The following is an 18,056-nucleotide window of genomic DNA, read 5'->3' as shown; positions in this document are numbered from 1 at the left end:
TCTAGAAGGTTGTTCTGTCGAGTTCATGATCGTCTCTAATGCGCTTCGTAAAAAAAATCCCGGACGAATCCGGGAGCGCATATGCTAACCATGCGGCGATCGTTCTAACCGCCCCAATCCACATCAAAACCGTTGAGAATGAGTTCTTGGTTATAAATTTGCAGAATAATCAGCAGGAAGACCAAAAACAACGCCATAAAAATGCCCATCAAAGGCGTTGTGCCCCATCCGGGAACGACTTTACCGTATTCTGAATTCAAAGGTTTGAGGATGTCTCCCAATCGAGTCCGCTGTGCCATAGCCCACCTTGTTAAGTTAGTCTCGACAAATATCTAAACTCACACTACCACTTTCGCGTAACACTGTTAACGACAAGTTTGAGCGGATAGTTTAAGCGGATATAAGTTACGCTTCTCCTTTCCACGCTTCGATCACTTCATCGACGGTCTTTCCGAGAATTCGAGATAGTGGAATCAGTTGATGACTTTCTACTTCTGCACCTTGATAGATTCCCCGGAGTTCTACGCGGGATAGGCGGTAAGAATCACAGAATTTTGCAAACTCTTCTTCGGTCAGGTCTAGATCGGTTTGCCGTTCCCGCAGCATGACTGCGATCAGCGCGCTTCCTTGTAGGGGTCTTCCAACCTTTGCTAAATATTGCTGCACAAGGTCGCCAACACGATCGGATGATCCACCCATGCGGGCGATTAGGTCATAACACGCAAGATACAAGGCTTTGCGAAACAGTTCTGCTTCATTGAGCGATTTGGCGATCGCTGCTGCATTTTTCGGATGGCAAAATCCAACAATCTCACCCTCATATGAGAGCGGCACGAAAGCCGATTGAGTCGAACATTCCCAGGAAAGAGCCGATTTAGCTTTTAACATCGTGGTAGCACCGCAGAAATCTTTGTTTAAGATTCCCCGCGCCCTCGAAGCATTACTCAGGCATGTCAAACAAAACGGTGGTGATGTAGCGATCTGCCCACGCTGTGCCGAAGGCTTTTTCCAGCACTCGGCGGGTTTTGTCGTTTTGCTGCTGCTGAGTGCAGTAGTATCGCTGTCCCGCCAGAATTTCGGCACTTTGCTCTGGAGTCGGATCAGTAGCGATCGCCGTTTGACAGTGAATTTCTAAATACGATCGTACTTGCTCTAAAAATGCTGCTTCTTCTTCTGGACTGCTCGGACGGACCAGCAAACAGAAATCAGAAAAGATATCACCCCATTCTGGAACCGCTCGTCGCTGCACAAACTCAGTTTCAGGAACGGCGTTGAGTGCGGTTTGATAGTCTTCGGGAAGTTGGCGATCGGCACTAATTGGAGAGAGATCGGCGATCGCTAAGCTAATTTGTCCGCCGCGTCCGCCGACTAGATCGGCTCCGAACATCGGTAACGCATACTCTGGACGCGGAAACATGACACAGTGCAAGATATCCAGCGAGTTTCCAAGCTTTGCCAGTTCGAGATGAAGTTTGCGGAACTGCGGCGATTGATAGCAGCGATTTTCAATCACCAGTTTTTCACCTTCCATTCGTCCTTCTACGTAGCCTAAATCTTCGGGCAGGTCGTAGGGTGACAGATCTAAGTGTTGCTGCCACACGCGCTCGATCATGTTGGCTAAATTGCGAATTAAAGGGTGTTGCTGTTGGCGCAGAGAAGGCGAAATCGAAGTCATATTAAATCAATGAAGAATGAGGATAAGGTGTTACTCACTCTTCTCTTTTACCAAGGATATCAGTTTGCAACTGGGAATTTTTAGATGCGGGGGTAGGGGATAAGGTTTCTCTGCCTCCTCCGGGTTGAGCGTTTGATAATTGTTTGCACAATCTGTAACGTTTCTATAATCGATCGCCGCGTTGATCAAACCCGAGTGAGACACTGAAAAAAGTGCGTTATTACAAGCATTGGCTGTAGTTAGGAGCAAGTGGATGACCCTGCGATCGGTGGAGCCTGCTAAAAAGAAATTATGGTATGCCGCGATTAAGCCGCCCATGTATAGTGTGGCAGTTATGCCGATTTGGGTTGGGTCTGCGGTAGCGTTTGCTGAAACTCGATCGCTCAATCCAGCAATTTTCTTCGTATTTTTGGTGTCTGCGATCTTGATCCTGGCTTGGGAAAATCTGAGTAATGATGTGTTCGACTCGGAAACTGGGGTCGATGTGAATAAAGCGAATTCGGTCGTTAACTTGACCGGAAATAAGCCGCTCGTCTTTTGGATTGCCAACGCTTGCTTGGTGGCTGGGCTTTCGGGGATTTTGTCGATCGCGCTGTTGCAGCAAGATTTTACAGTGATTGGATTGATTCTGCTGTGTTGTGCGATCGGCTATGTCTATCAAGGCCCACCCTTTCGATTGAGCTACAAAGGTTTGGGTGAACCGTTGTGCTTCGTGGCGTTTGGCCCTTTGGCATTTGCGGCAGCTTATTACAGTCAAACGAAAGCTTGGTCAACTGTGAATTTTGCGGCATCGATCGGCGTGGGAATCGCGACGAGTTTGGTGCTGTTTTGTTCGCATTTTAATCAGGTGAAAGATGATGCCGCGATCGGTAAAAAATCTCCGGTTGTGCGCTTGGGTGCAAAGCGATCGGCGGAACTTTTGCCTTGGATTTGTGGCAGTTTTTACGCATTGACGATTTTGTTTGTAATTTTGAAAGTGTTTCCGTTCTGGACGCTGTTGTCGTTACTGAGCTTTCCGGTTGCAAAACGCTTATGTCAAGTGATTAAAGCTCACTATGATCACCCGCATAAACTGTTGCGTTGTCGATTGATTGCGGTTGAATTGCATTTTTGGTACGGCTTGCTGTTTGGATTAGGATTTCTGCTTCCGTGATGAAGTTTGAGTTTCGCCCGTATCGTCGGCGATTCCGTCAGCCGTTGAAAACACATCATGGAGTTTGGACGGTACGAGAGGGAATTCTGATTCGATTGGAAGATGCAGCGGAGCAAGTTGGGTTTGGGGAGATTGCGCCCTTGGAGTGGTTTGGCTCGGAGTTGATCGAGGATGCGGTCGCGCTTTGTCGGAATGCACCAAGCGCGATCGATTTGAATTGGATTCGAGAGATTCCTCTTCCTGCTTGTCAATTTGGGTTTGAATCGGCTGCGTTGATGGCGTTGAGAAGCCCCCTAAATCCCCCACGAGTGGGGGACTTTGAAGGTGGGAAAGTGCTTCAACACAGTGGATTACTTTCTCAGGTGGAAGACTGGAAAACACTTTGGAACCAGGCGTATCGAACGTTTAAATTGAAGATTGCGATCGCGCCGATTGAAACAGAAATTACAACGATCGCATCATTACTCAGTCAATTACCAAAAGATACAGCGTTGAGACTCGATGCCAACATGGGATTGAATGAATCTGAATTACGCCAATGGCTAGAGTTTTGTGATGACTATAGCAGTATCGAATTTATAGAGCAGCCAATGCGAGAAAATGATTTTGAGATTATGTTGAAATTAAGTCAGCAATATCGAACTCAAATTGCATTAGATGAATCGGTTGCAACGCTTGGACAGCTTCGAGATTGCTACGATCGCGGCTGGCATGGAATCTTTGTGATTAAGCCTGCGATCGCTGGATTTCCGTCACAGCTTCGTCAATTTTGTCAGAAGCACCAAATTGATACTGTGTTTTCGACTGTTTTTGAGACGGCGATCGGGCGACAGATGGGATTGCAGCTTGCAGCAGAACTGAGCAATCGAGCCGTGGGATACGGTACGGCACATTGGTTTGATGAATTGAACAGTGAGAACTTTGAGGAGCTATGGAACAGCCTCTCAGTCGATTAGAATCATTCCGTTTTGCGGATGTTGAGAGATTGGTGGAATTGGCTCGACTGCGGTATCGGGAATTGCTGGAGATTGAGAAGCCAGTGATTTTAATGTGCGATCGCGATCCGGTGCAGTTTCTTGCGGGGTTTGTTGCGGCTTGCTCGGTTCCATGTCAAGTGTTTCTGTGCAATCCAGATTGGGGTGAGACGGAGTGGCAGCAGGTTTTAGAGTTGGTTAAGCCAACCCTGATTTGGGGAGAGTCGGGAGCTTCAGAGACCTTGGGAAGCCCCCTAAATCCCCCACGAGTGGGGGACTTTAATTTCAATCGCCAACTTTCGGAGACGAAAACACTCGTCATGATTCCAACAGGTGGAACTTCAGGGAAAATTCGATTTGCAATGCACACTTGGGATACTCTCACTGCATCAGTGCAAGGATTTTGTCAATATTTTGAGGTCGAATCAATTAATTCTCTCTGTGTCTTGCCGCTTTATCATGTGAGCGGATTGATGCAATTTATGCGATCGTTCCTCACAGACGGCACATTCATTATTCAATCTTGGAAAACGCTAGAGACTCAATTCGACCCGCAAGACTTTTTTATCTCGCTCGTTCCGACTCAGCTTCAGCAATTAATGCCTCAAGGGAATTGGTTAGCGAGATTCAAAACGATTTTGTTAGGGGGTGCGCCTGCGTGGTCAGATTTACTGCAACAAGCCCGGTCGCAAAACTTACCGATCGCGCCTACCTACGGCATGACCGAAACGGCTTCGCAAATTGCCACACTCAAACCTGCCGATTTTCTCAATGGGATTCAAGGCTGTGGATGCGTTCTGCCTCATGCTGAAATCACGATCGTCGATCAAAAGCTCAGCATTCAAGCCAAGTCCTTAATGCTCGGTTATTACCCGAATTTGCTCACCGAGCCGAAATTCGCTCCCGATGACTTGGGGTATTTTGACGATCGCGGCTTTTTGCACCTGCTCGGACGAAACAGCAACAAAATCATCAGTGGCGGCGAAAATATTTTCCCGATTGAAGTTGAAGCGGCAGTTCGATCTACAAACCTCGTTCAGGATATCCATGTCATAGGCACATCTGACCCGATTTGGGGGCAAAGCGTGACGGCAATTTTCGTTCCAAGTGATGAAACCGTTACGATCGACCAACTCAAAGCCGCTCTACGATCGCGCCTCACCGCCTTCAAACAGCCGAAGCGCTGGATCAAAGTTGCTCAAATTCCGCGAACGGCTCAGGGAAAAATCCAGCCCGATCGCATCGAAGCAATTCTCAAATGATCCGAAAGATTTTACCGTTGACGAAACCACATACTACACTTGTATTATAAACCTGTCCACACTTATGTAAGGAGACCATCATGCACACCTTAACTCGCACCAGCACAACGGAAATGGAAGTCACGAGCATCCGTTTAGAACGTGAGTTGAAGGAGCAGCTTAAAGCACTTTCTGGCAACCAAGGCTATCAAGCGCTCATTCGCGAAATTTTGTGGAATTACGTCCAACAGCGATCGGGCAGCTACACCCCGGAACTCTCTCCCGCCGATATTCGCGCCACCCTCTCCGCCACCGCCCAAACCGACGATCGTTGCGCCCTGACTGGCAAACCGATACATTCTGGAGATCCAATTCTGCTTGGGCTTACGATCGAGGGCAATCTTATTCCGCTCAGCCTCGGCAGTATGCCTTAACTCGAATATCGGGAGAAAGGATAAGTCAATTCTCCTTTCTCCTGTTATGATAAATATCGCAAGCGGATGTGGCGGAATTGGTAGACGCGCCAGATTTAGGTTCTGGTTTCGCAAGAAGTGAAGGTTCAAGTCCTTTCATCCGCATTTCTGAACTCTCTACCTACTAGTATGTGATTGTTGTACATTCACTAATTGTTTGTCATCGTTAACAAATTCTTGTCGCTCTTAACGAATTAGCGTCATCTTTACAGATTCGCGTCGTCTGAGATGGCAATTAAGATTGTTAACATACTACTGTCGCCGGAACTAATTTAGAAAGGACTTGAACCTTCTTTCAACCCACCTAATTAATACTTCAAGCCTAATCGAGCAGAGGCTAGATTTCAAGTTGGGAGAATTGTCTAGCAGAGTTTGATGTCGATCAAACTTCTAACCTTCAGGATTGACACCTAACTTAAAGGGTAGATCTACAGCTATTTTGGACTCAAAGGCAATTGTAACCCAAGGGGTGATTGAGGTAATCCGTTCAGTCCCGTACTTTCAACCCGCCCCTGCCTCGCAAGGCGATTGCAACTCGTAGTCTTTGGAATATCAAGCTTTCGTGACAAGTCTTTCAACCCGCCCCTGCCTCGCAAGGCGATTGCAACTAAAGCAAGTCCACCAACCGCTTCATCAACTCTTCTTTCAACCCGCCCCTGCCTCGCAAGGCGATTGCAACCTAAGACTTCCCTATGTTCTGATGTGGCTGGAGTTCGCTTTCAACCCGCCCCTGCCTCGCAAGGCGATTGCAACTTAGAGAACCGATCGCCTTAGTGCCTGGGAGCCTTTCAAGCTAGAAGGGTTATGAGATAAAACTTCTAGCAGTTTAGAGGCCGATGACATAAATGTGTTAAAGCGTCAATTAATTAGTGAATGTACATTAACCATAAGTTGGACATTCGTTCACTATTATGGAGCAGTCGGCGTGGGAGTGGTTGAGCCAAGTTGCAGTGCATAAAGATTAGCGTAAATTCCTTGTTGTGCCAGCAGTTCCGAGTGCGTTCCGTTTTCCACAATCTGTCCACCCTGAACGACTAGCACCTGATCCGCTTGAGTCACCGTACTAAGGCGATGAGCAATCACAAAACTTGTGCGATTTTGAAGGAGTCGTGCGATCGCGTCCTGCACCAGTGCTTCGGTGCGCGTATCAATGCTGCTCGTTGCTTCATCCAGGATCAAAATTCGCGGCTGAATCAACACTGCCCGCGCAATACTAATCAACTGACGTTGCCCTTGACTCAACATGGCTCCACGTTCTCCCAGATAAGTTGAATACCCTTGTGGCAGAGTGGTAATCAATTCATGCACATTTGCAACTTGCGCGGCGGCTTCAATCTCGGCTTGAGTTGCTGTGGGACGACCAAACGCAATATTTTCGGCAACAGTTCCGCTAAACAAAATCGTGTCTTGTAAAACAATCCCAATTTGGCGACGCAGACTAGCTTGAGTCACAGTTCTGACATCAATGCCATCAATCATTACTGCTCCACCAGTCACATCGTAAAAGCGAAGAATTAAGTTAATAATCGTGCTTTTTCCTGCTCCAGTTGCACCGACAAGGGCGATCGTTTGTCCCGGTTTAGCCAGCAAATTGACTTGATTTAAAACGCGCTGGTTTGCGGTATAGCCAAAAGAAACATTCTCAAATCGCACTTCACCCTGAATGGGCGGCAGCTCGATCGCATCAGGAGCATCATTAAGCTGTGAGGGCTCATCGAGTAAGCTAAAAATTCGTTCGAGTCCAGCGATCGCGGATTGAGCCTGGGTGTAAAACTGACTCAGAATCTGAATCGGTCTGAAGAATTGTTGAACATAAATCAAGAACGCAGTCACAACCCCCACTGTTGCTTGTCCGCTCACCGCTAAATAGCCACCGTATGCCAGTACACCTGCGGTTGCTAAGGTATTGAGAAAGTCGATCGACGGTAAAAAGGCTGCGGTAATTGCGACCGCTTGAATGTTCGCATCGCGATTTGCAGCATTGAGATGGACGAATTCATCAATGTTTAGTTGCACACGATTAAACGCTTGAGCTTCGCGCACACTGCTAATGTCTTCTTCGAGTTTAGTAGATAGTTCTCCGATCGTTTTTCGGGTGACTCGAAAGCGCGATCGTGCCCAACGTGAAAAGACTGCTGTAGTTAGAATCATCAACGGCACAACAAAGTTACTGACTAGCCCCAATTGCAGATTGATCAATAACATTGCAATGATGATGCCAACCAAGCTAAATAAGTTACCGAGCATTTGCGCTACGGTTTGACCGAAAGCTTGATTCACAGTGCTAACATCATTCAACAATCGACTCATCAAATCTCCAGCTTCGCTACGATCGAAGTAGCTCAATGGTAGACTTTGCACCTTCACGAAAATGTCTTCTCGGAGTTGCGCGAGGACGTGCTGCACAATCCAACCGACTCGGACAATCTGCTCACGAATTGCTTGAACACCAATAAAGTAAATCAGTGTCAGCACCAGTAGAGCGAGTAATAAGCCCTGAAGATTCCCTTGTGTGATCAAGTGATCGATCGACCATCCAATAAAAAACGGCCCAACTGCCTGTGATGCGGCTCCGATTAACACACACAGCAATGCGATCGGAACTTGTTTACGATACGGCTGAACATAGTTCAAAAACCGCCTTAATGTTGACACCTGGCGGGTTGGCTTTTCGGTGGTTGCTAAAGGACTGTTCATGACCGTTTTACCTGAGATTCCAAAATTGCGCTGTAGAGCGGGCTAGTCCGCATTAGTTCTTCGTGCGTTCCCTGTGCGACTAACACACCTTGATCCATCAGCAAAATTCGATCGGCATTCCGCACCGTGGTAATCCGTTGGGCAATCACAAATGCAGTACAAGTTTTTTGCTCCATCAATAGATCGAGTGCCGTTTGAATTTCTGCAGCGGTTTTAGCATCAACGGCTGAGGTACTATCATCGAGGATCAAAATGCGATAGTCGGTTAACAATGTTCGAGCGATCGCAATCCGTTGGCGCTGGCCGCCGGATAGTCCGACACCCCGCTCTCCAACGATCGTGTCGTATCCATCCGGTAGTCCTGCAATAAAATCATGAATCTGCGCGGTTTTTGCAGCCTCGACGATCTCTGCTAAAGACGCATCCGATTTGGCATAAGCAATGTTTTCTCGCAGCGTACCAGCGAACAAGGTTGTTTCTTGAAACACAATGCCAATGCGCGATCGTAAACTCGTCAAGCTGAACTCTCGCACATCATGTCCATCGATTCTGACGGCACCTCTAGTCGGGTCATAAAATCGCGGCAGTAGATTGACGATCGTACTTTTGCCTGATCCGGTCATGCCAAGAATTGCAATTAGTTCATTCGGCTTCGTTTCAAAGGAAACGCCTCTCAGGGCTTCAGTCGTTGCGCCGGGATAGCGAAATGAGACATTTTCAAACGTAATTCTGCCGCCACATTTCACAAACGGAATCGCATTGGGTCGATCGCGAATTTCAATTTCAGCATCGAGAACTTCATACACTCGTTGTGCCGAAGCTGCTGCTTGAGCGATCGCAGGTGCAGCAAATCCAATCAGCAAAATTGGTTGAAGAATGAACAGCAAATATGAATTAAACGCAACCAGTTCACCAATGGAAAATTGTCGATTGATCACCTGTGCGCCACCATATCCAACAACCGCAACGGTAATCAAATTGCTCAACAGGAAAATCAACGGAAACGTATTCCGAATTGCGTACAGCGTCTTCATGCTGATAGCAATCAATTCATTGTTTAGTGCAGTATAACGTGCTTTCTCCTGCGATTCTCGGACAAACGCTTTCACCACGCGAACACCGAGGAGATTCTCTTGCAAAACCGCATTTAGATCACCGAGTTGCTGTTGTACTCGCTGAAATACACTGCCATTGCGACTGAAGAATCGCGTTAATAGCCAAGCTGCGATCGGCACAACGATTAGTGTAATCAGTGCTAACTGCCAGTTCATCACCAGCAGAATTGTGGCGATCGTGACCAGCGTAATCACGGCTCCAATCACTTGAATTAAGCTTGTTCCGATCAACACTCGGATCTGCTCAATGTCGCTAGTTGCACGAGTGATTAACTGCGAAGTTTGACTGCGATCGTGGTAGCTAAAACTCAGCGTCTCAATCTTGGTAAACAATTGATTGCGTAAATCATACGCTACACCTTGCGAGGTTGCTTCCGACCAGAAGGTTTGCCCAAAGTTGAACAATCCCCGTGCGATCGCGGCAATCACCATCAAGACTGCGCTTTCCCACACCACGGTGAAGTTCTTTGCTGCAATGCCTTGGTCAATGCCCCAACGAAAAATTTGGGGAGTGATAGCAGTTGCAGCCGTTAACAGCAGCAGACTTAAAATAGCACCAATCGCCACAAATCGATGCGCCTTTAAACCTTGCAACACTCGTCTGAGTGGAGCCATTGATGAAGGTTCGTCTTCACGGAGTTGAGTCAAGCGACACCACCCTTAACAGTTGAACTGTGCGATCTTATGGAACTAAAGCGAGTCTAACATCTGCTTTAGGGCAGGCATATTTTGGTTAAACACGCCGCATTATTGTTTAATTCAACACAAACAACTGTTGAAAAGCGTTTCAATTGTACATAGACTGAACATTGCAGCTAAATGTATTGCAGCTAAATGTATTGCAGTTAAACGGAAAGTAACGTCAGTTCGACGGGTCTTCTACTTTATTTTGAACAGCCTTTCAGACTTAAATTTTCTCTCGATTTGAAGCTTATGTATTCTCAGGAACTGGGTATTGATCAAACCGTTGCATTAAGTCGAGTAGTTCCGCTTGGCTAGGTTGCCTTCCGTCTTTTGTCAAATCAGCTAATCCCTCAAAATACTGCTCACGTGAATCAGCAGGACAAAACATAATCAGCAATGTTGCTTGAGTCTGCCCAGCATTAGAAAATCCGTGAGGAGTGTTTTCCGGGACAAGAATGAAGGTTTTCGGCTCAGCAACCACTCGGCGCTCACCTAAAACCAGTTCTACCTCACCTTCTACAACATAAAACAGCTCAGTCAATTCTTTGTGAATGTGAGGGCTAGCACCATTCGCTCCGGGTTCCATCACAAACTCAAATAAGCCAAAATGCCCGTGTGTCTCTTTGCCTGTTGCTTTGAATGTACAAGTGCTCGTGCGAATTTGTACCGATCGTCCTTCACCAGGTTGCAAAATTAGAGGAAGCGACATGGTTTACTCCTAAGTATCAGGGTGTTGGGAACTGTTGCGATCGCATTAATTTCAAACAATAACTGATTCCCTGCTAACCTTGCCCCTGGAATAAGGATATCGTCAGGTTTACAATCTTCTTCGCTCATCCCTAACATCTGTTATGAATGTTCTATGGAGCTTTTGGGTTAGTCGCTTTAAAATTTCAATATGAACAGAAAATGTCTTCAAGAAGCTTTGGCAATGTTCTGTTTTGTTTACTTTTAGAAGAATGTGTATCATGTCCCAACTTGAAACCTTGCTAGAGAGCATGACTTTGGAAGAAAAGGCGGCGTTGACTGTCGGACAGGACTTGTGGACAACGGTACCCATTGAGCGCCTCAATATTTCTCCGATCTGGCTTTCTGATGGCCCGACCGGACTACGTAAATCGCCTAGTTCAACAGAAGTGGGAATCGGTAGTAGCTTACCAGCAACAGCCTTTCCTACTGAGTCCGCGATCGCATCCTCATGGAATCCTGCCCTAGCTTATGAGGTTGGCAAGGCGATTGCGATCGAAGCCCAAACGCACGATGTTCAAGTGTTACTGGGGCCGGGTGCCAACCTCAAGCGCTCTCCATTGGGCGGACGCAACTTCGAGTATTTTTCCGAAGATCCCGTTCTCAGTGGTTTGATGGCAGCAGCAACAATCAATGGAGTACAAGAGCAAGGAATCGGCACTTCGCTCAAGCACTTTGTAGCAAACGAGCAAGAAACGGGGCGTATGTACTCCAACAGTCTGATTGATGAACGGACGTTACGCGAGGTTTATCTCACCCCATTTGAGATCGCAATTACTCATGCGAATCCTTGGTCGGTGATGGCAGCCTACAATCAGGTCAACGGTACCTACGCCCCCGAGAACTCGTACCTCTTGCAGGACATTCTCAGGAAGGAGTGGGGCTACAAAGGAATCGTGATATCGGATTGGTGTGCAGTCAACGACCGGGTTGCGAGTATCAAAGCGGGGCTTCATCTCCAGATGCCCGGTGGAGGTTCAAGCGTGGGCGCGATCGTTGCGGCAGTGAAGGCAGGTCAGCTGCCTGAAGAACAGCTCAACGAGATTGTGAGCGAGCTACTAGAAGCTATCCTTAAGGTGAATACTGCTCGTAAGTCCGCCATGACTTTTGATTCTGAGGAACACCATGCGCTTGCCCGCCGAGCCGCTGGAGAGAGTATTGTGCTGCTCAAGAACGATCGTAATTTATTGCCGCTTGCAGGTGAGGTACTGTCTTCAGTTGCGCTAATCGGACGCTTTGCAAAGTCGCCCCGATATCAGGGATCAGGCAGTTCGCAAGTCGTACCCACTAAAGTAGAGAACGCCCACGACGAGTTAATTCGTCTGATAGGAAGCCGAGAGGCGATCGCTTACGCTGATGGCTACACTGAAGATCAGCAATCCGACTCTGTGCTATTGAGGGAAGCACAAGCTGTTGCTAAAGCAGCGAAAGTTGCTGTTGTCTTCGTCGGACTACCACCGTCCTTCGAGAGTGAAGGATACGATCGCGAACACATTGATTTACCCCAAGCACACAATGAGTTAATTGAGGCAGTGTGCGATGTTCAACCGAATGTTGCGATCGTGCTGACGAACGGTGCAACAGTCACCATGCCGTGGGTGTCGCGGGTATCTGCAATTATCGAAGGGTGGTTGGGCGGTCAGGCGGGTGGCGCAGCCGTGGCGGATGTTTTGTTAGGACAGGTTAACCCTTCAGGTAAGCTATCGGAAACATTTCCGATCAAGCTTGCTGATACTCCCTCGTATCTCAGTTTTCCGGGTCAGGGACGGCAAGCTATCTATACGGAAGGACTGTTCATTGGTTATCGATGGTACGATGCTCGCGATATCGAGCCGTTGTTTCCCTTCGGTCACGGTTTGTCGTACACCACATTCAGCTACTCGGAGCTGGAGGTAAACCAGCCGACGTTTAAAGATACCGATACGCTTACCGTATCTCTCAAGGTAAAGAACACAGGTTTGCGGGCAGGTCAGGAGGTTTTGCAACTCTATGTGCATCCGAAACAGCCGCGCTTATGTCGTCCGTACAAGGAACTCAAAGCATTTGAGAAGGTGTTACTTCAACCGGGAGAAGAAAAGAAAGTTGAGTTGCAGTTAAGTCCGCGTGCCTTTGCTTACTACGATCCTGACGTTAAAGCGTGGGTGACAGATAGTGGAGAATTCGACATCCTGATTGGCGCATCCTCGCGTGACATCCGCCTCCAGATAACCGTGGCTCTCACATCCACTCGATCGCGACCCCACCAATATGACCGTCTCACTTCCCTTGGGGAATGGATGAGCACTCCGGCGACAAGACAGATGCTGCAACCGATTCACGATCGATTGTTCGTCCGGGCAAAGATGTCGAAGGATGCAGCAGCCGCTGATTCAATGAGGCGCTTCTACGAAGATATGCCAATTGCCAAGCTGGTAGTTATGGGTCTGCTAACTGAGCAACAACTACAACAGATGCTCGAAGAGGTTAACCAGGGGTAAACAGTGGGAGTGACCTTCTTCAGTCACGATCGGTTAAGCTAACACTTCCGAGAGGTTGTATCTATGCCAGATGCTGCTTAGATGAGCATCAGTGGAATTTATTGAGGAATTTTATCAAACTAGAGAAACACCTGGTCTTACTTAGGAGCAAAAGTTATGAGAGAGTCTATTTGCGCTGCTTTGACTTGTGCCTGTCTGCTCACAAATATGCCGTTTAATCCAAAGCAAGCCTCTGCTGTACCCTTTCCCAAAGCTGTTGCGCCTGATCCGGTTCCTCTGTTTCAACAAGTAGAGCGCAGCACTATCACGATCGCTCTCCAAGCTTCTAAACAAACCCCAGATCCAGCAGATATTTACGTTCCTAGTACCCCTGCAACCCCTAAGAAATTTCCAACCGTGTTACTCCTGCAAGGCGCATTAGTTGATAAATCAGCGTACTCAACCTTCGCCACTGAAGTTGCCCGCTATGGATTCATTGTTGTGGTTCCCAATCATACGCGATCGCTGACGGCTCCAAATGGACAAACGATAAGCGGACTAGCATCTGAACAACAGCAAGTTAACGATGTGCTGAAACAAATGATTGCCGAAAATGCCAATCCTAAATCCCGCCTTGCTAACCGAGTAGACATCACTAGGCTAGGACTATTAGGACATTCGTTTGGGGGGTATGTTGGACTAGGCGCAATCCAAAATCGGTGCTTTCCAGGCGTTTGCACGGGTAGCTTTACTCGACCACCAGCGCTAAAAGCAGGAATCTTTTACGGCACCAATTTCCGAACGCCCCCGATCACAGGCACCTTTCCAACGATCGCGAACCAGAACATTCCGACAGCTTTAATTGCTGGCAGTCTAGATGGTGTGTCTACCCTAGACGAAACCCAAAAAACTTACCGGCAAATTCAAACTCCGCCGAAAGCCCTGATTGTAGTTAAGGGAGCGAATCACTATGGCATTACCAATCAAGATAATCCCCGTGATCCAAGCCGACCCACTCTAACTCAAGCCCAAGCGAATACCACGATCGCTCGATGGAGTGCTTGGTTTTTACGCGCACACTTGCTGAATGATCCAGTTGCTTTCAATCGCGTCTACAAACAGGGAAATACTTACGATAGTAATGTTAGTGTAACCAGTGCCAAATAGATGTAATGAAGCAATCAACGCATAGCGATCGCATCAGACGACGCTATGCGTTGAACACTAACAATCCAAATTCAGTCTTATGCTTTTGCACCCTGTGGCAGAAAAGCAGCAGAATCATAGTACGTCCGAAAATGCTGCACTTGTCCGGCTTGAGTTTCAAGGATGCTCACACCTCGATATCGAATCGGTTCACCAGAAGACAGTGTGCCTTCAGAAGTCCACTCTAGCGCGATCGTCCCACTGCCTTCGCTGGTATGCGTAAAGTGAGAGCGGATTTGCTCGAACACGGATAGATAGTTCTGCCAAAACTGCCGAATTGCTTCTTTTCCCCGAATCGGTTCGTGCATTGCCAGATTGCTTAAGTCTGCATTCTCGGCAAACAATTCTACTAAGGAATCGACTGTTTTCGTCGCTTCTGCCTGCTGTAAGCTTTGCATAAAGCGAGTTGCTAGACTCTCGCTGCTTTTGGCGTGGGATGGAGCATGAGCAGCTTGAGGATTGACTTTTAAGCGAGCATCCGTAAGATCCGCATCAAAGAAATCATCCTGTTGGGCTTGGTCGCGATAGATTCGTTCACTCGATTGCATGATTAAAGTTCTCCTTCAAGCTCTTTGTAGGTTAGGGTGTTGGCAGCTCATTGTGCAGCGATCGACCTGCTTGGGTGAGCATCTGTCCCAACTGATCAACTTTTGCGGCTTCTTGATCCTGAGCAGCAGTTGCACAAGTCGCTTGACCTAATTCTTCCAGCAGTGCCGCGATCGTGGTTGTACGTGATTCTAGAATGGCTTGCTTCAGTTCACTCAGCTTTCCAAATATGGGAGTATCTTGCAGCTGCATTTCCCAGCGCTCAATCAACGCAATGGCAACCGCAGGATCAGCCGCACTGAGATCTTGTTGGAGCAGATGAAGGGTTGAATCTAAATCAGTGGTTTCGATGTGATGAGTCATTTGCTGTTCTCCTGATGAATTGAGCAGTGTGAGGTACTTCCGAATTAGTCCGATCGCAACCGCCGGCAGTTCAAGATGCGGCGTGAGCCGACCCTCTTCAACCGTCTCAGAACTAAGAATTGCAGTGGGATTGAGCTGAGCAAAGCGCTCTCCCAACTCTGGGTTGGTATATTCGGTCTTTTGTCCCCAAAGCAAAGCAGTTGGTGTGGTGAGCTTAGGAATGTACTGCGCCAAATCAAAGCTTAAGTCGCCGCGCACAAAGGCAAGGGCTGCATATTCTGCGTTTGGCTGTTGTGCAGATTGCAAATAAGCTTGAGCAATTTCGGGATAGACGCGATCGCGGTTCGCAAATTGCCGTTGCTCTAAAAATCCTCGAATTCCTGCTTCAGTTGCCACTCCAGCGCTGTAGAAGAACCGATCGAGAATCGGAATTTTGATGATTTGAGCAAACAGATTCTCGCTGTAATTCCGTCCAAAATCATTTAACCCCGCCGCAGTGACGAGAATCAGCGACTTAAACAATTCGGGATGTTCCACCGCGGCTCGAACCGTGAAAGCTGCGGTCAGTCCTGACGCAATCACTGTAGTTGGAGCATCGCACGTTTGCTTGATAAATTCGGCGATCGTTTGTACATAATCATCGATGCGATAGTTTCGGGCAGGATGCGCCGATCGTCCCCATCCGATCAAGTCCGGTGCTAAAACTCGATAGTCAGCAGCAAACGCTGGATAGACCTTTGACCATTCATAAGCCGAAGAACCTCCGCCTAGTGCATGGAGAAATACCAATGGTTCTGAAGCAGAGTTTTGGCTCCAAAGCTTTTCTTCGGCAGTGTAGTACACGATCTGACCAAGCGAAGTATTCAGCGATCGTGTTCCAAATCCAGGTGGTATAAACATAAAAATGAACCCCGACTTGATTTGGTGCAAGCTCAATGATGCAATTCCTGTCTTAGTACAGAATCAGTCTCAGGGTTAAATTAGTTGTAATTTGCTTGAATTTTCGTGCGATATAAAAGCTCCTATGTTTTTGACTAATGAGACTTCTTCACTTTATGAGTGAGAGGCATCAGCCACCAAATTATGCCAATTAAAAATCCGATGGTGGCAGTGGCAACAGTTGACCAAGGTTGTCCAACCACTTCATTCATCACCAATTGCGTCGTTGAAATCAGCGAGATCGAGAGCGCGATCGTCCCTACGACAATGATCCGACTCGACAGTCGCTTAAATCGCCCCCGATGCCTCAGAGGTCGTCGAATTCGATGCTGCGCGGCTGGTGCGCTGAAGCAAACTAGACTCGCGATCGCGCCAATAAACGCAACAATATAGACCCACTTCTCAAACGATGCAATCTTAGAAAATCCCTCACTAAACGGAAGTAAGATGAGGAATCCAGTCAATATCTGACTTCCCTGTTGCAAGACTCGCAATTCCTGCAACATCTCGTTCAAGCTTTGCTCGTCATGCTCACCAGGATTCATTGGAGTTAATGAATCTTGGGCAATAAGCGGTGTAGTCTGTTGTGTCACGGAGTCTGCCCTCTCGCTTGCAAGCTGCGAACCTAAAATTTGAGTCCACAGGGTAAAGTGTATATTAAGAATAGATTAAAGAAATGATTTGGCGTGTCTTGCGGTAGATAGACTTCGCGAATTCAAACCGCTCCCTGTGTTAACCATTCAAGGCTAACTATTCAAATGCTCACCTCAAATGCTCAATAGAAAATAATTGCTATGGATTTTCAATTCCTGTCTAACTGGTGTCGTTTCTTACTCAATACCCTCCGTTAGAGCGGCGATGATATGGTCAATATTTTCCGTTTAGTTAAGCTTTAAATCGTTTTTTATACACAAAGCCTGAGATGAGTACGATAAGGTGACAAAGTGTTAGGACGATTCATGTGGCTTCAACAATTCTTACGCGCAATCATGTAACGATACATGGGCAGGGTGACCAGCCAATGCTGTTTGCTCATGGGTTTGGGTGTGATCAGAATATGTGGCGATTTGTAACACCAGACCTTGAGAACGCTCATAAGCTAGTCTTATTCGATTATGTCGGCTCTGGAAAATCTGATTTGAATGCTTACAACATTGAGCGCTACAGCAACCTCAATGGCTATGTTGAAGATGTGCTTGAAATCTGTGAGGCACTAAATCTAACTGATGTGATTTTCGTCGGGCATTCGGTGAGCAGCATCATTGGTATATTGGCATCGATTCAAGCGCCTCAATACTTCAGCCGTCTGATTCTTGTTTGCCCCTCTCCTTGCTACATCAATGACTTGCCCGATTACTTGGGAGGATTTGCTCGATCAGATATCGAGGGACTCCTAGACCTAATGGAGAAAAATTACATCGGCTGGGCTAATTTTCTGGCTCCAATGATCATGCAAAATAAGGAGCGCCCTGAGCTTATTAATGAGCTTGAAACCAGTTTTTGTTCAACCGATCCCGTGATTGCTCACCGTTTTGCTGAAGTCACCTTCTTTTCTGATAATCGCCGCGATTTGCTGAAAGTGAGCATTCCATCCCTCATCCTACAGTGTTCAGAAGACGCGATCGCGCCGATTGAGGTTGGTCAGTATGTGCACCGCTATTTGCCTAGAAGTGAACTCCGAATCATGCAAGCGACAGGGCATTGCCCGCATATGAGCCACCCGCAGGAAAGCCTTGATCTGATTAAAGACTATCTAGCAACAACCTATGTAATCTAACCAACTATCT

At 47.4% G+C, this 18,056-nt stretch carries 16 protein-coding genes, 1 tRNA gene and 1 CRISPR repeat array; of the genes, 8 read left to right on the top strand and 9 right to left on the bottom strand.

Features of this window, described 5'->3' with window-relative positions; genetic code table 11:
- Positions 1–104 precede the first annotated feature (104 nt).
- From psbH to H6F51_15120, 3 genes are all read right to left on the bottom strand, one after another.
- Positions 105–299 (bottom strand): photosystem II reaction center protein PsbH, encoded by a 195-nt coding sequence (gene psbH, locus H6F51_15130; GenBank protein ID MBD1823817.1) that lies wholly within the window; start codon positions 297–299, stop codon positions 105–107.
- Between the two features lie 106 nt (positions 300–405).
- On the bottom strand, positions 406–888 hold the full coding sequence (locus tag H6F51_15125; GenBank protein ID MBD1823816.1) for a hypothetical protein: 483 nt from the start codon (positions 886–888) through the stop codon (positions 406–408).
- A gap of 52 nt (positions 889–940) precedes the next feature.
- Entirely contained in the window at positions 941–1,675 is a 735-nt protein-coding gene (locus H6F51_15120) for a phycocyanobilin:ferredoxin oxidoreductase (GenBank protein MBD1823815.1), read from the bottom strand.
- 253 nt (positions 1,676–1,928) lie between these two features.
- Between H6F51_15120 and H6F51_15115 the strand changes: the two genes are divergently transcribed.
- From H6F51_15115 to H6F51_15095, 5 genes are all read left to right on the top strand, one after another.
- Positions 1,929–2,828, top strand: coding sequence for a 2-carboxy-1,4-naphthoquinone phytyltransferase (locus H6F51_15115; protein ID MBD1823814.1), 900 nt, complete (start codon positions 1,929–1,931; stop codon positions 2,826–2,828).
- Positions 2,828–3,784 carry an o-succinylbenzoate synthase gene (locus H6F51_15110; GenBank protein MBD1823813.1) on the top strand — a complete coding sequence of 319 codons (957 nt, stop codon included), beginning with the start codon at positions 2,828–2,830 and terminating at the stop codon, positions 3,782–3,784. Before H6F51_15115 ends, H6F51_15110 begins: the two co-directional genes overlap by 1 nt.
- The gene (locus H6F51_15105; protein ID MBD1823812.1) at positions 3,760–5,064 is read left to right on the top strand and encodes a 2-succinylbenzoate--CoA ligase; all 1,305 of its coding nucleotides are present in this window, start codon (positions 3,760–3,762) and stop codon (positions 5,062–5,064) included. The genes H6F51_15110 and H6F51_15105 overlap by 25 nt, the downstream gene beginning before the upstream one ends.
- Before the next feature lie 80 nt (positions 5,065–5,144).
- On the top strand, positions 5,145–5,477 hold the full coding sequence (locus H6F51_15100; protein MBD1823811.1) for a hypothetical protein: 333 nt from the start codon (positions 5,145–5,147) through the stop codon (positions 5,475–5,477).
- A 62-nt stretch (positions 5,478–5,539) separates the two neighbouring features.
- Positions 5,540–5,621 (top strand) — tRNA-Leu (locus H6F51_15095).
- 393 nt (positions 5,622–6,014) lie between these two features.
- Positions 6,015–6,270: a CRISPR direct-repeat array (repeat unit 38 nt; unit sequence CTTTCAACCCGCCCCTGCCTCGCAAGGCGATTGCAACT).
- A 155-nt stretch (positions 6,271–6,425) separates the two neighbouring features.
- On the opposite strand, the gene H6F51_15090 is transcribed toward H6F51_15095, so the two are convergent.
- From H6F51_15090 to H6F51_15080, 3 genes are all read right to left on the bottom strand, one after another.
- Positions 6,426–8,213, bottom strand: a complete 1,788-nt coding sequence (locus H6F51_15090) for an ABC transporter ATP-binding protein (GenBank protein MBD1823810.1) — start codon at positions 8,211–8,213, stop codon at positions 6,426–6,428.
- On the bottom strand, positions 8,210–9,943 hold the full coding sequence (locus H6F51_15085) for an ABC transporter ATP-binding protein (GenBank protein MBD1823809.1): 1,734 nt from the start codon (positions 9,941–9,943) through the stop codon (positions 8,210–8,212). Before H6F51_15085 ends, H6F51_15090 begins: the two co-directional genes overlap by 4 nt.
- A 316-nt stretch (positions 9,944–10,259) precedes the next feature.
- Positions 10,260–10,721, bottom strand: coding sequence for a cupin domain-containing protein (locus H6F51_15080; protein MBD1823808.1), 462 nt, complete (start codon positions 10,719–10,721; stop codon positions 10,260–10,262).
- Positions 10,722–10,977: 256 nt separating this feature from the next.
- Here H6F51_15080 and H6F51_15075 point away from each other — a divergent pair, with 256 nt between their 5' ends.
- Both H6F51_15075 and H6F51_15070 read left to right on the top strand, forming a co-directional pair.
- A complete protein-coding gene (locus H6F51_15075) occupies positions 10,978–13,236 on the top strand; it encodes a glycoside hydrolase family 3 C-terminal domain-containing protein (protein ID MBD1823807.1) in 2,259 nt (752 codons plus the stop codon).
- A 207-nt stretch (positions 13,237–13,443) separates the two neighbouring features.
- Positions 13,444–14,382: a chlorophyllase gene (locus H6F51_15070; GenBank protein ID MBD1823806.1), complete on the top strand. Its 939-nt coding sequence runs from the start codon at positions 13,444–13,446 to the stop codon at positions 14,380–14,382.
- Between the two features lie 77 nt (positions 14,383–14,459).
- On the opposite strand, the gene H6F51_15065 is transcribed toward H6F51_15070, so the two are convergent.
- The 3 genes from H6F51_15065 to H6F51_15055 form a co-directional block, all read right to left on the bottom strand.
- Positions 14,460–14,819 (bottom strand): nuclear transport factor 2 family protein, encoded by a 360-nt coding sequence (locus tag H6F51_15065; protein MBD1823805.1) that lies wholly within the window; start codon positions 14,817–14,819, stop codon positions 14,460–14,462.
- A gap of 181 nt (positions 14,820–15,000) precedes the next feature.
- Positions 15,001–16,230: an alpha/beta hydrolase gene (locus tag H6F51_15060; protein ID MBD1823804.1), complete on the bottom strand. Its 1,230-nt coding sequence runs from the start codon at positions 16,228–16,230 to the stop codon at positions 15,001–15,003.
- 134 nt (positions 16,231–16,364) lie between these two features.
- The gene (locus H6F51_15055; protein ID MBD1823803.1) at positions 16,365–16,862 is read right to left on the bottom strand and encodes a hypothetical protein; all 498 of its coding nucleotides are present in this window, start codon (positions 16,860–16,862) and stop codon (positions 16,365–16,367) included.
- A gap of 368 nt (positions 16,863–17,230) precedes the next feature.
- On the opposite strand from H6F51_15055, the gene H6F51_15050 reads away from it, so the two are divergent.
- Entirely contained in the window at positions 17,231–18,046 is an 816-nt protein-coding gene (locus tag H6F51_15050; protein MBD1823802.1) for an alpha/beta hydrolase, read from the top strand.
- The last annotated feature ends 10 nt before the right edge of the window (positions 18,047–18,056 follow it).

This window comes from Cyanobacteria bacterium FACHB-DQ100, assembly GCA_014695195.1.
GTDB lineage: Bacteria > Cyanobacteriota > Cyanobacteriia > Leptolyngbyales > Leptolyngbyaceae > Leptolyngbya.
The sequence above is the reverse complement of the archived record's forward strand: the minus strand, read 5'-3'. Positions and strand labels throughout refer to the sequence as shown.

Excerpts from the sequence above, each read along its gene's own strand:
- psbH (MBD1823817.1), bottom strand. The coding sequence starts at position 299 with ATGGCACAGCGGACTCGATTGGGAGACATCCTCAAACCTTTGAATTCA.
- H6F51_15125 (MBD1823816.1), bottom strand. The coding sequence starts at position 888 with ATGTTAAAAGCTAAATCGGCTCTTTCCTGGGAATGTTCGACTCAATCG.
- H6F51_15120 (MBD1823815.1), bottom strand. The coding sequence starts at position 1,675 with ATGACTTCGATTTCGCCTTCTCTGCGCCAACAGCAACACCCTTTAATT.
- H6F51_15115 (MBD1823814.1), top strand. The coding sequence starts at position 1,929 with ATGACCCTGCGATCGGTGGAGCCTGCTAAAAAGAAATTATGGTATGCC.
- H6F51_15110 (MBD1823813.1), top strand. The coding sequence starts at position 2,828 with ATGAAGTTTGAGTTTCGCCCGTATCGTCGGCGATTCCGTCAGCCGTTG.
- H6F51_15105 (MBD1823812.1), top strand. The coding sequence starts at position 3,760 with ATGGAACAGCCTCTCAGTCGATTAGAATCATTCCGTTTTGCGGATGTT.
- H6F51_15100 (MBD1823811.1), top strand. The coding sequence starts at position 5,145 with ATGCACACCTTAACTCGCACCAGCACAACGGAAATGGAAGTCACGAGC.
- H6F51_15090 (MBD1823810.1), bottom strand. The coding sequence starts at position 8,213 with ATGAACAGTCCTTTAGCAACCACCGAAAAGCCAACCCGCCAGGTGTCA.
- H6F51_15085 (MBD1823809.1), bottom strand. The coding sequence starts at position 9,943 with ATGGCTCCACTCAGACGAGTGTTGCAAGGTTTAAAGGCGCATCGATTT.
- H6F51_15080 (MBD1823808.1), bottom strand. The coding sequence starts at position 10,721 with ATGTCGCTTCCTCTAATTTTGCAACCTGGTGAAGGACGATCGGTACAA.
- H6F51_15070 (MBD1823806.1), top strand. The coding sequence starts at position 13,444 with ATGCCGTTTAATCCAAAGCAAGCCTCTGCTGTACCCTTTCCCAAAGCT.
- H6F51_15065 (MBD1823805.1), bottom strand. The coding sequence starts at position 14,819 with ATGCAAAGCTTACAGCAGGCAGAAGCGACGAAAACAGTCGATTCCTTA.
- H6F51_15060 (MBD1823804.1), bottom strand. The coding sequence starts at position 16,230 with ATGTTTATACCACCTGGATTTGGAACACGATCGCTGAATACTTCGCTT.